General features: G+C 41.0%; 16 protein-coding genes and 2 pseudogenes. 9 read left to right on the forward strand and 9 right to left on the reverse strand.

Annotated features, from left to right (window positions below):
• Nucleotides 1-319: 319 nt before the first annotated feature.
• On the reverse strand, nt 320-1114 hold the full coding sequence (locus HWQ40_RS16595; RefSeq protein WP_292779642.1) for a TauD/TfdA family dioxygenase: 795 nt from the start codon (nt 1112-1114) through the stop codon (nt 320-322).
• Between the two features lie 198 nt (nt 1115-1312).
• Here HWQ40_RS16595 and HWQ40_RS16600 point away from each other — a divergent pair, with 198 nt between their 5' ends.
• Nucleotides 1313-2617: an ankyrin repeat domain-containing protein gene (locus tag HWQ40_RS16600; RefSeq protein WP_292779644.1), complete on the forward strand. Its 1305-nt coding sequence runs from the start codon at nt 1313-1315 to the stop codon at nt 2615-2617.
• 110 nt (nt 2618-2727) lie between these two features.
• Here the strand turns inward: HWQ40_RS16600 and HWQ40_RS16605 are convergent, their stop codons facing one another.
• Nucleotides 2728-3315: a Uma2 family endonuclease gene (locus HWQ40_RS16605; protein WP_292779645.1), complete on the reverse strand. Its 588-nt coding sequence runs from the start codon at nt 3313-3315 to the stop codon at nt 2728-2730.
• 465 nt (nt 3316-3780) lie between these two features.
• Between HWQ40_RS16605 and HWQ40_RS16610 the strand changes: the two genes are divergently transcribed.
• The gene (locus tag HWQ40_RS16610) at nt 3781-4677 is read left to right on the forward strand and encodes a phosphorylase (protein WP_292779646.1); all 897 of its coding nucleotides are present in this window, start codon (nt 3781-3783) and stop codon (nt 4675-4677) included.
• Nucleotides 4678-4813: 136 nt separating this feature from the next.
• On the opposite strand, the gene bioD is transcribed toward HWQ40_RS16610, so the two are convergent.
• Nucleotides 4814-5509 (reverse strand): dethiobiotin synthase, encoded by a 696-nt coding sequence (gene bioD, locus HWQ40_RS16615; RefSeq protein ID WP_292779648.1) that lies wholly within the window; start codon nt 5507-5509, stop codon nt 4814-4816.
• Nucleotides 5509-7245 carry a protein kinase gene (locus tag HWQ40_RS16620; protein WP_292779772.1) on the reverse strand — a complete coding sequence of 579 codons (1737 nt, stop codon included), beginning with the start codon at nt 7243-7245 and terminating at the stop codon, nt 5509-5511. The genes bioD and HWQ40_RS16620 overlap by 1 nt, the downstream gene beginning before the upstream one ends.
• Before the next feature lie 1388 nt (nt 7246-8633).
• Between HWQ40_RS16620 and HWQ40_RS16625 the strand changes: the two genes are divergently transcribed.
• The 3 genes from HWQ40_RS16625 (at nt 8634) to HWQ40_RS16635 (ending at nt 11611) form a co-directional block, all read left to right on the forward strand.
• Nucleotides 8634-9650 carry a ribose-phosphate pyrophosphokinase gene (locus HWQ40_RS16625; protein WP_292779650.1) on the forward strand — a complete coding sequence of 339 codons (1017 nt, stop codon included), beginning with the start codon at nt 8634-8636 and terminating at the stop codon, nt 9648-9650.
• Nucleotides 9651-9873: 223 nt separating this feature from the next.
• A complete protein-coding gene (locus HWQ40_RS16630) occupies nt 9874-10566 on the forward strand; it encodes a Uma2 family endonuclease (RefSeq protein ID WP_292779652.1) in 693 nt (230 codons plus the stop codon).
• A 262-nt stretch (nt 10567-10828) separates the two neighbouring features.
• Nucleotides 10829-11611 carry a TIR domain-containing protein gene (locus HWQ40_RS16635; RefSeq protein WP_292779654.1) on the forward strand — a complete coding sequence of 261 codons (783 nt, stop codon included), beginning with the start codon at nt 10829-10831 and terminating at the stop codon, nt 11609-11611.
• A 258-nt stretch (nt 11612-11869) separates the two neighbouring features.
• On the opposite strand, the gene HWQ40_RS16640 is transcribed toward HWQ40_RS16635, so the two are convergent.
• Entirely contained in the window at nt 11870-15493 is a 3624-nt protein-coding gene (locus HWQ40_RS16640; RefSeq protein ID WP_292779657.1) for a response regulator, read from the reverse strand.
• A gap of 98 nt (nt 15494-15591) precedes the next feature.
• On the opposite strand from HWQ40_RS16640, the gene HWQ40_RS16645 reads away from it, so the two are divergent.
• Complete coding sequence (locus HWQ40_RS16645; protein ID WP_292779659.1) at nt 15592-15864, forward strand: hypothetical protein; 273 nt, start codon at nt 15592-15594, stop codon at nt 15862-15864.
• A gap of 697 nt (nt 15865-16561) precedes the next feature.
• On the opposite strand, the gene HWQ40_RS16650 is transcribed toward HWQ40_RS16645, so the two are convergent.
• The 4 genes and pseudogenes from HWQ40_RS16650 to HWQ40_RS16665 form a co-directional block, all read right to left on the reverse strand.
• A complete protein-coding gene (locus HWQ40_RS16650) occupies nt 16562-17473 on the reverse strand; it encodes a hypothetical protein (RefSeq protein WP_292779660.1) in 912 nt (303 codons plus the stop codon).
• A gap of 59 nt (nt 17474-17532) precedes the next feature.
• Nucleotides 17533-17811, reverse strand: coding sequence for a GlsB/YeaQ/YmgE family stress response membrane protein (locus HWQ40_RS16655; RefSeq protein ID WP_289796500.1), 279 nt, complete (start codon nt 17809-17811; stop codon nt 17533-17535).
• A gap of 379 nt (nt 17812-18190) precedes the next feature.
• Entirely contained in the window at nt 18191-19051 is an 861-nt protein-coding gene (gene rsmI, locus HWQ40_RS16660) for a 16S rRNA (cytidine(1402)-2'-O)-methyltransferase (protein ID WP_094348343.1), read from the reverse strand.
• Between the two features lie 234 nt (nt 19052-19285).
• Nucleotides 19286-19501 (reverse strand): annotated as a pseudogene (locus HWQ40_RS16665) (heavy metal translocating P-type ATPase); the annotation flags it as partial.
• 193 nt (nt 19502-19694) lie between these two features.
• Between HWQ40_RS16665 and HWQ40_RS16670 the strand changes: the two are divergent.
• From HWQ40_RS16670 to HWQ40_RS16680, 3 genes and pseudogenes are all read left to right on the forward strand, one after another.
• Nucleotides 19695-19859: pseudogene (locus HWQ40_RS16670) on the forward strand (precorrin-8X methylmutase); the annotation flags it as partial.
• Nucleotides 19860-19895: 36 nt separating this feature from the next.
• Nucleotides 19896-20054 (forward strand): hypothetical protein, encoded by a 159-nt coding sequence (locus tag HWQ40_RS16675; protein WP_292779661.1) that lies wholly within the window; start codon nt 19896-19898, stop codon nt 20052-20054.
• Nucleotides 20055-20380: 326 nt separating this feature from the next.
• Nucleotides 20381-22602: substrate-binding domain-containing protein (locus HWQ40_RS16680; protein ID WP_292779662.1), on the forward strand; the 2222-nt coding region annotated here is incomplete at its 3' end.

Below are 22602 nucleotides of genomic sequence, written 5' to 3' on the forward strand. Positions count from 1 at the left end.
TCAAGCTTCTAGGCAGCTTGATTGTTCAAAAATCAAATAGGAGTCCTATAGCAGTTCTAAATAAGAAAGTGAAATCTTGCATATAGGGTATTGACTGTTAACAGCCATTACTAATATTTTTCACAACTTAAATAAGATTGCTATAAGAGAGTGGCAGGTCTAAATCCCCAAGTGCATTAGGTGTAGGTTAGGTTAAGCAACGCGAAACCCAACGTAGATTTTCGTGTTTGGTTTCACTTCGTTCAACCCAACCTACAATTTTTTTGCAAAATTTTAGCCTTGTTACGCCGCTACATTTTCTGACTCCTGAATTAGTAAGTCAAATCAGCCAAATTCTTTGTAAGTGTCGAACAGTGTCAGAGTATTGGGTTCTTGAATGAAGTACTCTGTGGTTGTCCATAATTAACAATGAGTGCTTTTCCATTCGGAGTGACACATGGTTGTTATTAAAAAACTCTAAGACAAGATCGCAGATATTTTTTAAGAATCGGTCTGACACAGATGCTTTTTTTGTCACATCTGGAGATGGCTGACCATAGACTAGCACATTGTAACTGAACCTAAGCATTAGTTGGTTGAGTTGGATAAATTGAAGCATTGGAGCGATGATTGAGTAAGTAGTATCTTTGGAAACAAAACTGCACTCATATTTCATTAATTTTTGTTGTTCCTCTATCGTAAGATTGCGAAGTAATTCTTTAATATCAACAAAAGTTGTGTAGCCTTTGCCACAATTTGAAGGTTGTAAACACCATAAAGCTAAGTATTTTGGAGGTGTCTTTAGATAAGGAGCTTCAGTGTGGGGTCGTAGCTCGTTTTGGCTTTTGGAGTCGGACAGTTTTTCATTACCTGGCGCAAACTTAACATCGTAGATATACTCGTTGTTATCTTGTGGCATTAGGCAAGTTTGAGTAAGGTGTTGTGTATAGCCAATCCACTGAAAATCAGCAGGTAACCCAGAGATATATACCCAGCCACACTCTTGCAATTCTGTCTGACGAGTCTCAAAAAAATTCTTTGTCCAAAGGCTGTTTGAAATTTCAGAGATACTGATATCCTTTGAAATGCATACATTTGAAGAATTATTGCCAGATAGGTCAGCTTCTCGTTTCATAATATATTCTCCAATTCAACTAGTTATAGTTGACCAAAATTACTCTGCGAATGCAAGACTCAACTGTGAATCTATTCTGATTAAAACTACTACTCTGATTAAAACTACTACTCAATTGTGAATTTATGGAAATTTATGTTGATGATATAATTTCTACACAAATTCACATTTTTAGATTTATCCATAAGGAGATATCACATGTGTACAGACGATACTCAATGGTTAGACAGAATAAATCGTGAACAAGTTGATTATGTGTACGACAGGTTAACAAATAAAGAAAGAGAGTATTTAGGTTTATTTCTTTCAGGTCATTCCGATCAATATATAGCAAGTCGTTTCTATGTCTCAGAAGGAACTGTGAGAAAACATATATCTAATATTTGTAATAATTTTAAGCAGCTTATGATAGAAAATCAATTACCAGAAATTAATTTTGGCCGCCTTCACTTAATGAGAATTTTCATTAAATATCCACCTGAAATTTTCAATATTAATTCTAATAATCAAAATCAAATAGAAAATAATCCACAGATATCTATGCCTACATATCAAATGCATGAAATTATTAAAAATTCTTCATTAAATGACATAAAAATCGTAATTCTTTTAGAAGAGGAAATAAATAGGGGTGCTAACATAAACGAAAGAGATAATGAAAAATGTACTCCACTTTTTATTGCGATAGAAACTCAAAAAATAGAAGTAATTAATTTTTTGATTCAGCAGCCCAATATAGATATAAATGCAAAGAATGAACATGGCTGGACACCACTTCACAAAGCTGCAAACACTGGTTGTTTAACAATAGTACATAAACTACTTAACGATGAAAGAACTAGACCGACAGAAACGACTAACATGAATGCAACTACTGTGTATGAAGCTGCTTTTGGGTCTAATGAGGTTGAAATTATAAGGATGCTAGAGGAAAAAGGAGTAGATATTAATTTACCTAGTGAGGATAGATTTACTCCTCTCATGGTTGCTATCTGGCGTGAAAATTATGCAATTGCAGATTATCTGATTGAGCAAATACCGAAATCAAATATTAATCAAAGAGACCGAAAAGGCGAAACGGCTCTTTATAAAGCTGTCAAGCAAGGAAATTATGATTTAGTAACAAAGTTTATTGATAAGGGAGCAGATTATAGAATTAAGCCCTTTATCACATCTCCAAACCCGGAGGTAGATAGCTTAATTTTAGCTGCAGAAAGAGGCGATATAAATACAGTACAACGTTTTATTGATGAATGTCATGATTCAGAAAGATGCCTGGAACTGATTAATAGAGGCGACTCTCTATATTCTCGAACAGCATTATCCCTGGCTGCTGAAAAAGGTCATTTCGAGATCGTAAAGCTTTTGGTGGAAGCAAAAGCTGATGTTTTTGCCAGAAATAATCATGGGAGAACACCAAAAGAAATGGTTCTCAGAAGAAATCGGCACATAATTGACTATCTAAATTCTGCTGAAAGTCGCTATAGGTCTGAGAGATTATGAGACAATTTAATCTCATAGACACTAGATATTAGCTAATGCTTAGCGATCGCAAATCTCAAATCCTTGCATTAGTTGACGAATTTACCAATTCTAACTCCTTCTCATATAAATTATTTTCGGATAGCTTGAATAAATTCGGTAACAGCATCGTACTGGTCAGGCTTGGTGATGTAACGCAGCAGTATATCTGGGTCTAAATCTGGGAAGAAACCACTACGGTTTACTTCTTCATATTCACCCTGTTCGCTAAAACTGAATATTTTCATTTCATTAGATTTCCAAAACCAAATTTCAGGTATTTTCTTAGGCTTGTATAATTGCTTTCGGTTAATGGTTCCACTGCTGACAATAATTTCAATCGCGATATCAGGAACTTCACCTTTTATGCCAATGCTGTAAGATTCGTCTGGTGTGCCAGAAGCATACCCAGGTTCTTCTAAGGTATAACCACCGCGTTTATAAAACCGGATATTCTTCTCTCGCATATACGCTTCTATTAGCAACCCAAGGGTACTTTTTACTTCCTCGTGTTTTTCACCAATAGGAGACATGATTTCTAAAATTCCTGATAAATAAGTAAGTCTGACATTTTGATTATCCTTTAGCTGTGCCTCGATAACTTTAAATTGCTTCCAAGAAACATCAGATACAGTCACTAGTTTCTCTTCTGTCGTTTGGTCTAAAAGTGGGATACTCATATCAACATTTACTTAAAAAACCAAAGTATTAATTGCATTTTTTGTGCTACTTAGTAGTACTATTTTACCAATAATCCAGAATACTTGGAAAATCAAGCGTGCTATATATGAGTTCTATATAGTATCATGTCAGGTTGAAGATTGATCATTAGGACTGACGCTCTAATAGACCAGACACGGAGAGTTTTTTGATAAATGATTAGCTAGACATCATATAATTAATTGATTTTACAGCATATTTCAAGTGGATGAGGTACAAATTGACTGGTTTTGAGGCAGGAGGCAGCTATGCTGGAGGCGGGAGGGAGAAGAAGAATTTTTATCTTTAATTCTCTAGTTGTGTACCTCATTTAGTTGCAAACTGCTGTATTAAAATTACCAAGTTTTGGCATCAAAATGTTCTTAATTCTGATTTCGGAATTCTGGATTTTTATATAATTTATAACCATACTTTAAGGAATAAAAATGTTAGAAGATAAAATATTACTTAAGCCTGGTACTTTATGGACAAGTGTCAAAGAACGGACTGAATATGCTTTACAATGTGGGGCGCTACTGTCGATCCCGACAGAATTTGAATTTGTTGAACAGGATGGCGTGCGCTTTTTGGTGCGGATTTTGTCTAACCTAAATCGCAAAAAAGCAGCTAAGGATAAACAGGAAAAACAATCTGCTACTTCTGGTGAAGAGTTTAATCCTTTTTTGCCCTACGAAGAGGATTTATTTGTGGCGGATATCTCCGATACCCATGTATGTATTTTAAATAAATTCAATGTTGTTGATTACCATCTGCTAATTATCACCCGTGGTTTCGAGGAACAAGAAAGCTTACTCACCCTGGAAGATTTTACGGCTATGTGGGTGTGTTTGGCTGATTTCGATGGTTTAGCATTTTACAACAGTAGCAAAACCGCAGGTGCTAGTCAGCGACATAAGCACTTACAATTAGTACCCCTACCACTTGCCCCTTCAGGGTTACAAATACCGATTGAACCTTTACTAACATCAGCACAATTTCAAAACTCGAACGCAACTTCAGTAAAACTTCCTTTTGTACATGCTTTCGCATCACTAAATTCTAATTGGGTGCGATCGCCATTGGCAGGGGCGCAAGCAACACTGGAAGTTTATCGCACTTTGCGTCACGCTGTAGGTTTAGATGCAAAGCAATCTGGTGCTTATAATCTACTAGCGACACGAGAATGGATGTTGATCGTACCGCGATCGCAGGAGCATTTCCAATCTATCTCTGTGAATTCATTAGGATTCGCTGGTGCGCTGCTTGTGCGAAACGCAGCAGAAATGGAGATTCTCAAAGCCCAAGGGCCGATGACTATCCTCAAAAATGTTGCTGTATCCTAATTGAGTTAGTGGGATATACAACAGTTTTCAAGTAGATGAGGTACAAAATGCAGGACTTAAAATCAGCTATAAAAAGTTTTACTCCTTTCCTCTGCCCTGCCCCCTGCCCCCTGCCTCCTGCCCCCTTCTATAAATGTCAATTTAAATCATTCTCAAGTGTTAGTGTTTCCCAATCTAAATCTGATGCTATTTGAGCAAGTTTATCTAAATCAGTCAGGTTATCTAGATAGGGTAAGCAGCCTAAAACTGGCGTGTTAGTGAGTGATTGAATCAATTGAAATGGTGTCCAGTCGGCTATTTCTGCATCCGTTCGGGGTTGTACGCAGTTCAAAACAATGCCTTTGAGATTGACGCGCGATTGTCTAGCTAATGCTACATTCGCCACTGCTTGAGCGATCGCACCCAATCTCACTGGTACTACCAATACCGTTGGTAAACGCCATTCCCCCGCCAAATCAGCTACCGTTAATTCCTCAGTTATTGGCGAACCTAGCCCTCCCAAGGCTTCTACAAGTACAAAATCACGCTGCGATCGCAACTTAGACAAAGCTTGCCACACAAGTGCTAAATCTACTCGGCGATTTTCCCGTGCTGCTGCTATAGGAGGAGCAAGAGGTGCTTGAAAGTACAAAGGTGTAATTTCTTCAGCAGATTGTTCTAGTGCAAATAGCTTTTGATACCACTCGCGATCGCCAATCCCCGATTGAATCGGTTTCATGATTCCCCAGCTACGCTGTGGGTAATATTTTTGCCAATAAGCTGCTAACGCTGTTGTTAAAACAGTTTTACCAGCTTCCGTATCAGTTCCAGTAATCAGTAGTGTGTTTAACATTAATTTCTTTGGCCAGAAAATGGTTGTGTTTCATCAGCCGGCGGCAAAGTTGGCGCTTCAGTAATCGTCGGAATTGGTAAGGGTGTCTCTGTGGGAATTGGCAAAGGTGTTTCTGTGGGAAGTGGCAAGGGTGTCTCTGTGGGAATTGGCAAGGGTGTCTCTGTGGGAATTGGCAAGGGTGCTTCTGTCGATGTTGGTTTGACTGGTTTTTCTAATGCAACATTGAGGTTGTAATTGCTTTCGGCAACTCCTGAAAGCAGAGTTAACTCAATAGTATATCTACCAGTAACCAACAATGTGCCTTGATAAAATGTGACTTGTTGGGCAGTATTCTCGATTGCTTGTCCATTGGGACTTAAGACTGTTAGCAGAATGCTGCTTCCTGGGTCAATAAACGTGTTTAATTTAGCACCTTCTCGCCCAAAAAAGCTGTACTGGATGATTTGATTTGCTTTGAGAGTACCTTCAACCGTGGTTGGCTTAGACGCTGTAAGCTTGAGGCGCTTAGTAGATACAACAGGTTGATCGTTAGTAGGTGTGGGTGTTGGTGTTAGTGTCAGTGTGGGTATAGGTGTCGGTATCGGTGTTGGTGTCGGTGTGAATGTAGTACCACCAGAAATTACTGGTGAAGGGAAATTTTGTGGAAGCGTCTCATCTGATGTTTTTGAGTGACTGCGGATGGAACTAACTAGTGCCCAAGAACCAAATCCTGCTACGATCACTACAGCAATGGCAATTGCGGCGATCGCTAAGGGATTATCCAAAACTGAGCTGGTGGGACTTGGTGGAATCACAGGATCGGGTTTTTTGGGCGAAGCTGCTGGTGCTACTAAGTCAGGACGGCGACTAACTGCCATTGTCTGCAAGTTAGACACATTCACATTCGGAAGACTGACTTCTTGTAAAGGTTGTAGTGCTTGGGATACACTAGCAGCACTTTGATAGCGATCGCTCGGTATATGATTCAACATTCGATTCAAAACCTGGGCAAATCGCGGGTTCACTTTTACCCACCGCTGCCAATTCCAAGTTAGTTGGTTTTGATCGAATAGATCCTTTGGTTCTTTAGCAGTGAGCAAAACAATCGCGCTTACCGCTAATGCATACAAATCACTACTAGGATAAGCTCCCCCTGTTTGCATTTGTTCGCTGGGAGAGTAGCCTAATTTTCCCACGGTGGTTTCTGGTAGGGGACTATCTGGCGATTGTAAACGCGTTGCCAGTTCCTTCACCACCCCAAAGTCAATTAACACAGGTTTAGCATCACTATCTCGCAAAATAATGTTTTCTGGCGAGATATCCCGATGAATAATTCCTCGACTGTGAATATGCTCTAAAACAGGCAATAACAACTCTATCAGCTGCAATACTTCAGCCTCTGTGAAAGTTTTACCCACAGCTTGACGTTCAGCCAGCAGAGTTCGGTACGTCTGACCTGCAACGTAGTCCTCCACCAAAAATAAGCGTTGGTCTTGCTCAAATCTTTCCCGGAATTTCGGCACTTGTGGGTGTTCGATTTGATATAAAATGGCAGCTTCTCGATGAAAAAGCTCTTGTGCCCTCTCCCAATCCAAAGCCGACCTTGCTGTTGAATTCAATTCCTTGATCGCGCAAAGTTCGTTAAAGCGCCTCTGGTCTTCTGCCAGATAGGTTCTACCAAATCCTCCTTGTCCGAGAATTTGAATTATGCGGTAACGGTTTTGCAAGACAGTGCCAACTGTAATCGGTGGTTGCATGATCGGTTGATTGAGTGTAGTAGCAACTGAGGAGAAAGTCACCCACAAAGATTAAGTCCAAGAGGCGACGGACAGTTACCTGCGGCAATATTCTACTATACCCAACAAGTACACTCCACTAGAGCAAGGTTGTTTCTACTCCATAACTTAAGAGTCCCCAATCTTCCATTCAATTTCTCTTCATAGAAAAACCATAGATTTTGAAATATGCAAAATTAACTTGAGAATCCAGGTTATACAAATCACTCTTCTCTTTTTCAATCAATCCTTGGGGAAAATAAAAAATTGTAATCTGACTAACTGTGCTTGTGTAAGCCAAGCTTCTGCACAATAAAATAGTTAGCGATCATCTTTATAAAGAATAGTGTTATCTCAATTAAGAATTATTCCTTTAGCACTACAAATCTGATTTTGTCACTGGAGCGATCGCAAACACCCAAAGATTACAGCACACCCAACAGTACTAATTTTATCCCGCCAGCAATACGGATGCTAACTAATTCAGCGGCAATTGGTAGCTTACACTTGACAAAATGCTCAGGTTTAGGTTGAAAATTTACAATTTTATTGATATTGAACAACTTTTCTAGATTTAATTACAAACTTATAAGTAAAAATATTTACATGTATTTACTTAGATGGGATTATTTTTATTGAGTAATGTTTTAGTACCAAAAAAATATCTTTATTTAATATTTATTTAATATTTATTTAATATTTATTTAATATTTATTTAAACTTTATCTAAAAACGTGCTTGTACGTGGAGTAATTTTGTCCACTGCTAGCCTTTTATAGGACTGTATGATTGTCGCTTTTGTCAATCCGTAAATTATGGAGTAATAAGATACTTTAGACTACTTAGTAATAGGTGCTATACTGTGTGAGGACAAACTCTTTAATATCACTAAAGTTGTTAATGCTTTACTGTCAGCTATCAATGAGGTAATTAGAAGAACCTACCACACCAATAATGTTTAAGCGATTAGGGTTATTTACCTCAACCAAAAAATTGAACTATAGACCTAGTACCGCAAGGCGGAAGTCAAAAATCAAAAGGAGCCAGTGCGTTGGGCGGCTCTGCCGACTTGTTCGCGCAGCGTCTCCCCTTGGGAGAAGCAACTGGCGTTCAAAAGTCAAAAGTATTATGGAATGGTCTTTTTAGGGATTTTAAATGGTTGCTCTATTTACGCCCTGGCGTACTAGTGTATGGACTTGATGTCAGTTAAGCTATCAATAGCTTGTTTGCCAAACAAACTAGATAACTAGCGAATAATAATTTTATGCAAAAATGTTTAAATTTTGTATGGAAGCTTCAATAAAACTCACAGATGTTTTTTTAGGCTATTTCTTGGTTAAATCTATGAAATCTCTAATGATAATATTGCTATGAATGCACATAGAGGATCTGCTGTGCTCAGTTCTGCAACTTTCAAAGTGCAACCATCTGCAACAGGACTGAACGATAATCATCGCCTGCGGCTGTTTTCTGGCTCTGCCAATTTACAACTGTCTCAAGAAGTCGCTCGTTATCTGGGCATGGACTTGGGGCCAATGATTCGCAAAAGATTTGCGGATGGAGAACTTTACGTTCAAATCCAAGAATCGATTCGGGGTTGTGATGTCTATTTAATCCAGCCATGTTGTCAACCCGTCAACGATCATTTGATGGAATTATTGATTATGGTTGACGCCTGTCGTCGAGCTTCTGCGCGACAGGTAACGGCAGTAATTCCCTACTATGGCTATGCTCGTGCCGATCGCAAAACAGCAGGACGAGAGTCAATAACCGCCAAGCTAGTTGCGAACTTGATCACCGAAGCCGGTGCCAACCGCGTTCTAGCAATGGATTTGCACTCGGCTCAGATTCAAGGCTATTTCGATATACCCTTTGACCATGTTTATGGTTCACCAGTATTGCTGGATTATCTAGCCAGCAAACAACTGCCCGATCTGGTAGTTGTTTCCCCCGATGTTGGTGGTGTAGCACGAGCTAGGGCATTTGCGAAAAAACTGGATGATGCTCCACTGGCGATTATTGACAAACGCCGTCAGGCACATAATGTTGCAGAAGTGTTAAATGTCATTGGCGATGTTAAAGGCAAAACGGCAGTGTTAGTAGATGACATGATCGACACTGGGGGAACGATCGCAGAAGGGGCGCGATTACTGCGTGAGGAAGGAGCGCGTCAGGTATATGCCTGTGCAACTCATGCAGTATTCTCTCCACCAGCGATGGAGCGGTTGTCTAGTGGCTTGTTTGAGGAAGTCATTGTCACCAATACCATTCCCATACCAGAAAACAATCGTTTTCCACAACTAGTGGTGCTGTCAGTAGCTAATCTGTTGGGAGAAACTATCTGGCGGATTCATGAAGATACTTCAGTCAGTAGTATGTTCCGCTAACTGCATTCCCGTTACAGGGATAAATTACCCACATTGACCCCTTGATCGGGTGTAGTGTGGGCTTTTGCTTTTAGTTATTACGCTAACACTAACGTCCCTTATGGGCGAAACCCCTAATCGCTGCACAAAAGCTTTTTCATGTGCGGTAGTAAAATGGAGGCAGCACTGCCAAATTAGAATATTTTGATTCAGTTTGGACAATTTGGGTAAAGAGGACAAAAGGATGGTTGCAACTCCTAAAAAAGTGATTTCAGTTTTACCTCTGGAAAATGGCGATCGCTTATCTCGCTGCGAATTTGAGCGGCGCTATCAGGCAATGCCGCATCTAAGAAAAGCTGAACTGGTTGAGGGAGTTGTGTATATCATGGCATCGCCACTGAGAATTAAAAGTCATGGGGAACCACATGGAGACCTGATCGGGTGGTTGTGGAACTATAAAACTGCAACCCCTGGCGTTGTTTTGGGAATTGAACCCACAGTACGTTTAGATCCGGATAATGAACCACAGCCTGACGCGGTACTATTCATTCCGGGCAGACAGGCATTGATTAGTGAAGATGATTATATTCAAGGCGCACCCGAAATGGTGATAGAAGTGGCAGCAAGCAGTGCAGCCATCGATTTACATGATAAAAAACGCACCTATCGACGGAATGGAGTACAGGAGTATATTGTCTGGCGAACATTAGATAATCAGTTCGATTGGTTTAGGCTGCAAGCAGACGAGTATGTTTCGCTACCAACCGATGAGCAGGGAATTATTCGCAGTCAGGTGTTTCCGGGGTTGTGGTTGGCCGTATCTGCCTTGCTCTCAGGAGAAATGGCAACAGTGTTATCTGTGTTACAAGCAGGTTTAGCTGCCATTGAACATCAAGAATTTATGCAAAAGTTGAATGATATCGGAAATCGGAAATAGATACAGCAGATTGCAAGTTAATGAAGTACAAAAATACCCCTCCCTAACCCTTCCCGTATGTATTGGGGAGGGAACTAGATTGGGAATTTCCCCCTTGTAAAGGCTACCGTGTACACACAAGTGGATTTAGAAAAAGATTATACGGAAACTTTCCGTATAATAAATAGTTATGCCTCAGTTTCGTCTGTGTAATCTCAGGCAATTGAATTAGAGATAGGATAAGTTGATTAGACTGCCTCTATGCCTAAAGTGGAGAGGAAGAATGAAAATTTTTATAAGTTGGTCAGGTGAACGCTCTAAAGCCCTTGCAAAAGTCCTTCGTGTATTCCTTGAGGATGTCAATCAACGTATCGAACCTTGGATGTCCGAAGCGGATATTCAAGCGGGTGAGAGGTGGGCATCTCGGCTAGCCATCGAGCTTAATAATACAGATTTTGGTATTTTATGTCTTACCCCAGAAAATATGAACAGCCCTTGGTTGTTATTTGAAGCAGGAGCTTTAAGTAAATCAATCACAAATGGCTCAGTCGTTCCTTATCTGTTAGATATCTCTAAAGGTATTATTAAAGGACCCTTGTCTCAATTTCAGAGCAAAGAGGCAAATAGACAAGGCACATGGGAACTTTTATTAGCTGTCAACGAAGCGATGAAAAATGGTTCTCTTGAAAAGGAAAGATTGCAAAGATACTTCGAGAGCTTTTGGCCTAACTTAGAATCAGAAATAAATAAGATTCTGTCTTCTTTCACACCTCTTCCGGCAGAATTGCTCAATGATTTAGTTCATTTTATATCAGCAAGATATGCTCTTAATTCGGAGATTCGAGCCATAGTAATGATGGCTGGGGGGACAGATTTTCTCATAGCAAACGTGAATTGGAATCAAGCCCCCTTTTACGTTTGGACTGAAGTAATTCAGATTATGTATAAAGATAAAATTCTGATTAACCTCATTGATGCAGTTAAAGATACTACTGGAGTGGATAATCAGGAATATCTTAATAAGCTTGTTTCGCGGATGAAGTTAAATAGGGAAGAAACGGCATAACAATTCGGTTGGAGCGGATTGATGTATGATCCTGGTGTTGGTGAAAAGGTAGTTTGCAACCGCTCAACCGGGACGTTGGACGGCACAGCATATAATTGATCAAGAGTAAGGGGCTACTGAATGACCGATCTGATTCTCACCACTTTCGATTGGGTTCCCGAAACTCCGTGAGGCTATGTGCGTGACATCCGTGTGCGTTGGGCACTAGAAGAGGCTGGGTTGCCTTATCGCGTAAATAGCGACACCCTAGTTGACTCCTTACCGATACAGCCAAACCCGGAGTAGTGAAAGCAGTTGCTCAGTATCTACAGGTTTGGTGATGTAGTCAGAGGCTCCAGCTTCAATGCACTTTTCCTTATCGCCTGGCATGGCTTTGGCAGTTAAAGCAATGATTGGTAGTGAGCGAAACTGTTGTAGCTGGCGGATGGCGCGGGTGGTTTCGTAACCATCCATTTCTGGCATCATGATATCCATTAAAACTATATTAATTTCAGGATTAGCTTGCAGCCTCTCTATGCCATCTCTGCCGTTTTCGGCAAACAGCACTTGCATTTGATAGCTTTCTAAAAAGCTGGTTAGGGCAAAAATATTCCGCAAGTCATCATCTACAATCAAAATTTTCCGATTAGCCAGCACCGGGTCAGTTTGATGTAGTTGCTCTAACATTTGCCGCTTTGGTGTGGGCAAATTTGCTTGCACCCGATGCAAAAATAGGGCAGTTTCGTCTAACAACCGCTCTGGCGATCGCACATTTTTAATAATAATTGTCTCTGCAAGTCCCCGCAATTTGGTTTCTTCTTGTCGGCTGAGTTCTTTGCCGGTGTAAACAATTATCGGCAGTTTCAAAAGCCTGGGTTCAAGTTTTATCTGCTCAATTAGGGCAAATCCGCTCATATCGGGCAGACCAAGATCCAGTACCATACAATCAAAGTGATGCGATCGCAAAATCGAGAGGGCTTCTGCCCCCGTGCCTACTGCTGTACTTTGGACATCGCCGTTACCAATCAGTTCGATAATACTTTGGGCTTGTACGGGGTCATCTTCTACAATTAGGAGATTTTTTACCTGACGCTCAATAAAGCCTTTAATCTCAGTCAATACCTGAGTTAGCGCTTCTGGAGACACGGGTTTTTGTAAATAGGTAATCGCTCCTAGCTGTAATCCCCGTTGTTGTCTCTCATCAACAGAAAGTATGTGTACTGGTATATGTCTGGTATCTGGTTTATGCTTCAGACGATCCAGCACTGTCCAACCATCCATCTCTGGCATGTGGATATCTAGCATAATCGCATTCGGTTTAAATTGTTTTGCTAGTGCTAGACCTTGTTTGCTCTGTAAAGCAACGATGGTTTTAAAGCCTTGCTGACGTGCCATATCTAGTAAGATGCGGGCGAATTTATCGTCATCTTCGATAATTAGCAAAATGCGATCGCCTGGTCGAATTATTTCTCGGTCATCTGGAATATCGTTAGGTAAGCTGGGAAGCACTTTCACTGATGAAGAGATGTCCACAGTTGTCGGTCTGTTTTCTACCATTGGCAGTTCTTTGATGGTCGATGCTGTGCGGATAGAGGTGGTTGGCTCAAGGGGTAGTGTAGTGATATTTTGACCATTTTTTTCCTGTCGCCTGGGCAAGTAAAGGGTAAAGGTGCTTCCCTGTCCTGGTTCGCTGAGTAGTTCAATTCTCCCTCCCAACAGTTGAGCTAATTCACGGCTGATGGACAAGCCCAATCCAGTTCCGCCGTACTTGCGGCTGGTGGTACCATCTGCTTGCTGAAATGCCTCGAAAATAATCTTTTGCTTTTCGGCTGGAATGCCTATGCCCGTGTCGCTGACAGCAAAAGCAATCATGGAATTATCAACTTGGAATATTTGTAATTTCACACCTCCCTGTTCTGTAAATTTAAAGGCGTTAGCCAGAAGATTTTTCAGCACTTGTTGCAGACGTTTGGAGTCGTTATAAATTGTCGGTGGTAACTTCTCATCCCGTTCAATAGTAAAACTGAGTTCTTTATTGTGGGCAACTTGCCGGAAAGTCTGCTCTACAGATATTTCCAAATCTGCAAGAGCAATTTGCTCAATATCGAGCGACATAGTACCTGACTCAATTTTTGCCAAATCTAGAATGTCATTGATCAATTCCAGCAAATCAGTCCCAGCCGAGTAAATAGTCCGACTGTACTCTACCTGTTTGTCGGTCAAGTTGTTAAGAGAGTTATCTGCTAGCAGCCTTGCTAAAATTAATAGGCTATTTAACGGTGTCCGCAGCTCGTGGGACATATTCGCCAGAAATTCTGACTTATATTTGGAAGACAAGGCCAGTTGTTCAGCTTTTTCTTCAAAAGACTTCCTCGCCCGCTCAACTTCCTGGTTCTTGCGGGCCACTTCCCGATTTTGAACTTCTAACAATTTTGCCTTTTCTTCTAGCTCCTCATTTAATTGTTGTAATTCTTCGTTAGATTGCTTGACAAGAAATTGTGATTCCTCCAGCTCTTGCGCCTGTTCTTCCAAGCGTTGATTGCTTTGCTGTAGTTCTTCTTGCTGGGTTTGCAGTTCCTCTGTTAAAGCAACAGACTCTTCAAGTAGTTGCTGGGTTTGCAATTGTGAGGTGATGTTATTTAAAAATACACCCAGATTTTCACTCAATTGCTCTAGAAATGTCAGGTGTAACTTACTAAAAGGCCCAAAAGAGGCAAGTTCAATTACAGCATTTACCTGCGCCTCAAATAGTATGGGCAACACAATAATATTTAGCGGTGGTGCTTCTCCCAAACCGGAACTGATCCGGATATAGTCATTGGGAACTTCCGTGAGGAGGATTCTTTGTTTTTCTAAGGCCGATTGTCCGACTAGTCCCTCGCCCATGCGAAACTGATTTGCCAGGTTTTTCCGCTCTTTGTAAGCATAACCACTCAACAACTTCAGCACAGGCTGGTCGCCTATAGAGTCCATCACATAAAAAACGCCTTGTGAGGCCCCAACCAGTGGTGCTAGATTCGACAAAATCAGGTGAGATGCACTTTCCAGATTTCGCTGCCCTTGAAGCATTTGGGTAAATTCAGCTAAGTTAGATTTTAGCCAGTTTTGCTCCTCATTTTTTTGAGTTGTGTTTCGCAGATTAACGATCATTTGGTTGAAGGTGCGTGTCAACACACCAATTTCATCCTGGCGATCGCTATCTGGTAAACTGACCAATAAATCCCCATCCGCCAACTTTTGAGCCAAATCAGAAACTCGCTTCAGCGGTTCTGAGATATGTCTGGTCAGGGCGAATCCAATCAAAGCTAAGAGCAAAGAAAATAAGGGAATACTATAAACAATACTGGCAAGTGTTTGCCGAGCAGCTGCTTGTGCCTTCTCAGAGCGCTGTTTTAGCAGTGTATTCTCCTCATGTTCCATCGTCTGGATAACTTTGCGGATTTCACTCATTAGCTGCTTGCCTCGGTCTGTCAGAACGACCTTCTGAGAAGCTTCAAAACCTTGGTTCTGGCGCAAATCGATAGTTTCTTTAAGTTCGTCCAACTTCTGAGTGATTAATGGCTGTAAAACATCCAGCTGCTGTTGTTGCTTGGGATTATCTGCTGTTAACTTCTGAAGATCCTTAACTTTTTGATCCAGTACTTGAATGGCTACATTATAAGGTTCTAAATAGCGCTGTTCTCCAGTAAGAACGTAACCGCGTTGCCCAGTCTCAGCATTTGTCAGTTGCAAGTTGAGTTCTTCAAGCTGACTTAACACCTGGTAAGTATGGCTTTCTTTGCCCGAAGTTTCAATTAGCTGATTGGTGCTTTGGTAGGAGATTAGACCAATGGTGGCCAGAGTTGCCAAACTCAAGGCAAAACTTGCTCCAATCTTGGTTCCAATCTTCAAACGGTTCAACATTATTCCAAACAGGTATTCAAATTATTTCTGTTTTTGAGACTATTCTGATTGTGTTTTGCTATCCAAAATAAATGTAGAATATTTCGTTCATCTGGGATATGCCTAGTACCGCAAGGCGGAATTCAAAATTCAAAATTGACGCTCTCTACGAGACGCTGCGCGTAGCTTGCTTCCCTGTAAGGCTACGCAGACTCGCTCTAAGCGTTGGCGCAGCCTCTGGTAGAGAAGCCATGCCGTTGGCGTTCGCGCAGCGTGTCGCAGACAAGCCTCTCGTTCGCGTTAGCGTCTCTGAAAGAGAAGAGAATGCTTTACGCTGTGCTAACAAAATTCAAACAGGCATACAGCGTAAGCGTTTTGTTGATTTGGAATAGGTGGTTTCTTTACGCCGTGCTGTACTAGTTGTTTGCGCACTAACGATTATCATTTGTATCCTCACATTTTTAAATTTGTAATGTTATTTTAAATAATTATTTAATTATATTTATATAAATAACATTTTACTCCTTTTATTAAAAATAAATCATTAGGTATAACTTCTTTTAAAATAAGCATTTATCTTACTTTTGTAATTGAATCTTGCGGTGGATAATTAAACAGTTATTTAATATTCTATAGCGGTTCCCATTCAGATGCGGTACAACATTATATCGCGGGGTGTAGGGAACATGCCGTGCCCCTACGGGTGTACCTCACGCAACCAAGAAGCGCTATATTGTGATGGTTAAATAACTTTGGGTTTGAAAAAACGGCTGGATAGTAAAATTAAGCAGCCGGATAGTGAAAATTATATTCATTAAAACACAATTTATCTGAACGCTAAATAGAGTGGCTTTTACAGTTGGATATGATACCTATGCCATTGTACATCACTCTACACGGCAACCGTAACCTTAGTTATGGCAAGCAGTATTCATTCTATTGGAAAGTTAAGGTTTCAAAAGGCAACCTATACCCATAGAAGTATGAAATTTATTTATAGTACAAGAGTATTGCTTGGACTATATTATAATTTTCAGGAATATAATTACAGTGTGTCGTAAAACCTCTTGATATTAACTTGACGTTTAATTAGAAGTTCGTAATAACCTGGCGATCGCTTCTAGCCGGATCAAGTTCAGATTGGCTATAGATACTAAAATGTTGAATCTTGTTACTCTCTAAAATAGCTCTTGCACCTGCTACATAGATATCAGTGCCTTTTAGTACTAACAAGTAATGGCCAAGGGTCAGATGATGGTCATAATATCTGGCTAGATCATCAGAAATTCCTAAATTAGTGTAGCTATTTTGGGAACTGCTGATATTTGCCTCAATAATATCACTTACTTCATTTGTGTTTTTAGCAACTACTGATATTTGACTCATCGGAAAGCCAGCGGTTTTCAGTTCAGTAAGCGCCCTTTCTGCGTCTTGGTGCCGATAAAAAACACCAAGTGCGTGTTTATAGCGATTATTTGGGGTTGAGTATGGCTCATAAACCCCCCATTGTTGAATATCACGGCGATTAAAAATCCTCTTGGCAAGACGAATTTCTATGTCTATACCGGTTACGATCACCAAAAAGTAACCTTTACAGACAAGATCGCTATAACCCTGTGCTTGCTTTTCAGAAATTCCTAAACTTAGGAACAAAGCAGGTAAACCACCTGCTAAACTGGTAGCGATCGCAGTTACTTCCGATCCAGCTAAGATGACTGAGCCTATACCAGGAATTACTAAGAGGGCTACACTGACTGATAATTCAGTAAGACCCCCGAAAGCATCACTAGCAACGGCTCCAGCAGTATCTTCTAAGGATGTATTGCCAGTGTTTTCTATAATTTCAACACCAGCAATATCAGTTTTTTCTTCTGTATTCCGTGCAATAACAGAAACTTTGTCCATTGGAAAATTAGAAGCTTTTAGTTCCTTTAGTACCAATTGTGCATCGGAATACCCAGCGAAAACTCCTATAGTTCTTCGCTCTTTCTCTAATGTCATTTTATCGGTTTATTGCAGTTAGAAGTGATTCCCAAGATTGCTACCTAAATTTGAGGTAATTACACAGCCCGACGAGTCAGTAAACCCCAAAGGAAAATTAGTATCATTGCACCAATAACAGCAAATAAAATGCTTCCCAGAGATAAAGCTCCTACAGATGCAGCTGCTGCTGAACTACTTCCTAGCAATACTTGACCCAAATAACCCCCGAATACGGCTCCAAGGATTCCTAATATAATGGTAGAGATAATACCGCCACCTTGGGTTCCAGGATAAAATAACTTAGCTAACGCACCTGCAATTAAACCCAAAACCAACCAAGCAATAATGTTAGTCATAGAATTTCTCCTTCACTGAGAATCTGCTTTGTTTGCATTTGACTATTTCATATTAAAGTTTGTCTAGAAAATTTCTGATCTATCTAGAGAACTAATATCAGAAATCTTTAGGTATCATTTGAATATTCGCCAAGTCCTCTTTGAGGATGAATATACAAATTAGTAACATTGTGTACATTCAAATATTTATATAGCAGTCCTATTTGACATCATACAAGATGTAAATAAGGAAGCTAACCGTATTCTATATGAGACACGACGTGTAGCTTGCTTCCCTGTATGGGTAAGCGTAGTGAAGGACACAAAAGGAAGAAAGGATAAAGAAATATATACATTTCACATCTAGATTTTTGATTTTCAAAAAAGCGATATCAGCCGTTCAAGGCTCAGGACTGGAGACTATAGAAAGAGCTAGTTGATATAGTTGACGACGGGGAAGGGAGGTAAATTTTGCTAACTGACGGCTAGCTTGCGATCGCGATATTCCTTGACTAATTAACTGTTTCAATTCGGCTTTCAATTCTTCTTCTGTCAGTTGGGGCTGACTGGCTGGAATTCCCGCTACTACTAATGTATATTCACCTTGGGGTTCTCGTTGGGTGTAGTAAGCGATCGCTTCGGCAATTGTCCCCCGCCAAAATTCCTCATACAATTTAGTTAACTCCCGTCCTAGCACAATTTGGCGATCGCTTCCCCAAACCTCTGCTAAGTCTTGCAAAGTATCTCGCAAACGGTGCGGCGATTCATAGAAAATCAATGTGCGAGATTCTGTTTGCAGAGATTCTAAATGTTCTTGTCTCTGTTGGGTTTTCGCTGGGAGAAAGCCTTCAAAGACAAATCGATCTGTTGGTAGTCCAGCTGCACTCAAAGCGGTAATTGCTGCACTAGCGCCAGGAATCGGAACTACTGGAATTCCCGCCTCAATACAGGCTTTCACCAGTTCATATCCAGGATCGGAAATACCTGGCATCCCAGCATCGCTCACCAGAGCGATCGCTTTATTATTAACTAAATGCTCTAATAATTCTGGAATACGGCTGGTACGATTGTGTTCGTGGTAACTCACCTGGGGTGTTTTAACTTGAAAATGCTGTAGCAGTTTCCCCGTATGACGCGTGTCTTCCGCAGCAATGATATCCACAGTTTGCAAAATTCGCACTGCCCGAAAGGTGATATCTTCCAGATTGCCAATTGGTGTGCCGACAACGTAAAGTGTTCCTGGTTTTGGATCGGTTTGCATGAGCAAGAGTTAGGAGTTAGAAGTTAAGAGTTAAGAGTTAAAAATAATAATTTACGTCTAATGTGAATTGAGTATTGACTACACTCCATACCCAAATTTTGTTTTTTTGACCCGACGAAAATTTTTAATTCATCAATTTCAGTGATTTCGGGTATTTCTGGTCTTTAAGACGCGATTTATCGCGTCTCTACATCTGGGTTTTGTTGCTCATTCTGAACTGTATTGCGTCCTATCTTATTTCAATAATCTTAGTCTACTGAGGGTAACTAACACTGTAGAACCTTCATGACCAATGACGCCGATGGGTAAGTTAATATTTCCTAGAAAGTTGCCGACTAAAAGCAAGATAATGAAACTCAACGCTACAACTATATTTTGTTTTACTATGAGTTGCGATCGCCTGCCCAAATGCATCGCTACAGCAATTTTTTCTAACCTGTCTGCCATCAGGAAGCGATCGCAATATTTATCCCCAAAAGAAATATTGAAACTTGGATACATTATTTACAAGGTGAAACTGTTGATGAAGAAACAGAATATTCAAAATTTCTCAACAATGAGTCAGTTTGCAAGCCTTATGTAGAAAACTCTACTGCAACCAGTGCGATCGCCTAGCAATTACCGTCTCTACACCCAAAAAGATGGCTTTAGTCATGCTCCCGCAGCCAAGCGACAACTGATGCAACAAGGGATACCTTATATTACACTTGAAGGGACTTTGGGAGGTGGTGCTTTAGCTGCAACTGCCCTAAATACTTTGGTGGAGTCACTGATTGATAAGCCAAATTGTCATTGTTATCTCAAATGAGTGCTGAACAATAAGTATTTATTTAAGACAGTCTCAATGAAACGAGTTTCAAAAGCCTTGCATGAAAATGTTCTAGGAACTGGAATTTTTACTCAGCACTCAGCACGGGCTAAACGCCCCGCTACCGCTAACAGCACTCAGCACGGGCTAAACGCCCCGCTACCGCTAACAGCACTCAAAACTCAGCACTACTGAAAATAATATTGTTAAATAATATTGAATTTGCTACACTTTACCAGTTTTAGTAATTCAATAATTCATAATTGTGGCCATAAACTACCAACTTGGTATAAGTTGCAATCTAACTTAGAAAAATTTATAGTAAACAGACTTTGGCAATTAGAGTATAAATTATCATGCTATCCAAGCTACAGCGAAGTATAAATCAGCATAAGTGCTTTGAAGTAATTAGAACTAAAGATAACTCAGATGTATAATTAGCCCGTCTCCTCCATAATCTTTATAAAGATCGCGATTTAGGACTGGCAGGCTTTCTATTTTTTACTTTAATTAAGGGGCTTATGTGGCAACAAGAAAAAAAAGATACTTCGATAGTCAGGCTGGTATTATGGGTTGCTTTAGCTACAACCCCGATGGCAGCATCCCTGGTGGTATCAGCACCGATGCTGGCACAATCTACACCTGAAGCTACTTCTTCACCACTGCCACAAACAGGGCAGAATGAATCGATAGTGCGGATTGACGGTTCCAGTAGCTTGAGTGCAATCAACCAAAGCCTGAAAGAAAGTTTTGAAAAACAGTTTGTCGGTAAAAAGGTTGAAGTTGCTGCTAACGGCACTGAGACAGCGCTGAAAGATTTGCTAGATGGCAAAATCGATATAGTCGCAATGGGGCGTGGGTTGACGCCAGCAGAAAAAGCTCAAGGACTAGAGCAAGTTCGTTTGCAGCGTGAGAAGATTGCGATCGTGGTTGGTGCAGACAATCCTTTCAAAGAAAGCTTGACTAGTAGGCAATTCGCCCGGATTTTTCGGGGACAAATTACAAATTGGTCACAACTGGGAGGGTCTTCAGGGAAGATTCGGTTCATCGATCACCCGAACACGAGTGAAACTCGCAATACTTTTCGTACTTATCCAGCCTTCAAAACTGCTGAATTTGCTACAGGGGCTAATGCTACCCAACTAACTGAGGATAATACCGCAGAAATCATCAAACAACTGGGCAAAGATGGCATCAGCTATGTCTTAGCTAATCAGGTGTCGAAGTTGAAAGGTGTGCGAGTTCTGCAATTACATCAAGCCTTGCCAAATGATGCTAGATATCCCTTCTCGCAACCTTTAGTTTACGTTTACAAAAAAAATCAGAGTTTAACCACAGTAGATTTTCTTGGCTTTACCCTAGCACCCCCAGGACAGCAAGCTATAGAAAAAGGTAGAACTGCCGAAGCCGAGGCGATCGCAGCCAGCGTATTACAACCTGCTGTTGCGGCTTCCCCAGGTGTCCAAACGACACCAGCACCTACGCCTTCTCCTAATGCCACTAGTTCTGTATTTGGCGAACAGCCCTTTGTGGCTGCTCCTGCACAAAACACTCCAATTGTAAATAAAGAAACACCATTGTGGTTGTTGCTACCTGTCTTTTTTATAACTGTAGGTGGATCTGTACTATGGTGGATTCTGAAAAAACGCCCATTGCCCACTGAGACAACAGACAATTTACCAGAATCAAATCCTCATCCACCTAATGGAGAAACGGCGGCGCTCGTCGAGGCCAGCACAGGTTCCTCCCTTAATGGAGCGACGCTGGAGGAGCAGGCAGTACCGCACTTCCAAGAGCAAGAAACCCCCGATCGGACTTCTTTCAACATCTACGCTCAAACACAATCTGACCTGAACCAAAATGCTACTCAGGGGACAGCAAATTTAGTACAAGAGACAAGTAATGGTACTTCTAACCTCTATGAAGGCGCGACATCGGTAGCTAATGGCTCAGAAAATAACAACTTAGGAGCCGCAGCTTTAGGTAGTGCGGCTATAGCAACAGGCATCGGGGCGGCTACCTGGTCTACCTTTAGCAACAAAGAAACAGAAACAAACGCAATTGATGAGACAGTCGAGCTAAATAATTATACGCAGACAAATACTCCTGATTCTGATGAAGTTGCATGGGATATAGAAGCTCCGGCGGCTGTAGTAAATACTTCATATCCTCACCTGGGTAATATTCCAGAAGAGGTATCTGATGTGGAACTGCCTTCATCTGAGGTGACAGCCCCACTCCTGGAATTACCAGATGTACCAGAAGTAACATCTGATTTTGGATATTGGGACACAGCAATTAGTGAAGATGAGGTAGATGACGAACTTCAGGCAGAATTGAACTGGCTAGAGAGTATCACCTCAACTGAAGATACAGCCTCAGTAGATGAATTGCCCTTAGCGGAATCTGACGAAGTGACAGCCGATGTGGAAGCATCAGCGACAGATACATCCTCACTGCTCGATTTACCTGAATTTCCAGAAGATGTATTGAGTCAAGATGCATTGAATGTGGTAGCGGACGCAGCCGAACCCACTTTAACTTTGCCAGAGTCAGAACTTCCCGCGGAGCCGACTGTAGGGGAAGCTAACTCTACAGATTTGGCCGCTGCGGCAGCTTTAGTAGGGGGTGCAGGAGTTGGTGCTTGGGCTAGCACTTTCGGATCGGATGCTCAAAATGAGACGAGCGCAGCCGAAACAGCTATTGGTTTGGTAGATGCAGATGAAGAAAGCAGTATTGTGCT

It is taken from the genome of Nostoc sp. NMS9, from assembly GCF_017114995.1.
GTDB lineage: Bacteria > Cyanobacteriota > Cyanobacteriia > Cyanobacteriales > Nostocaceae > Nostoc.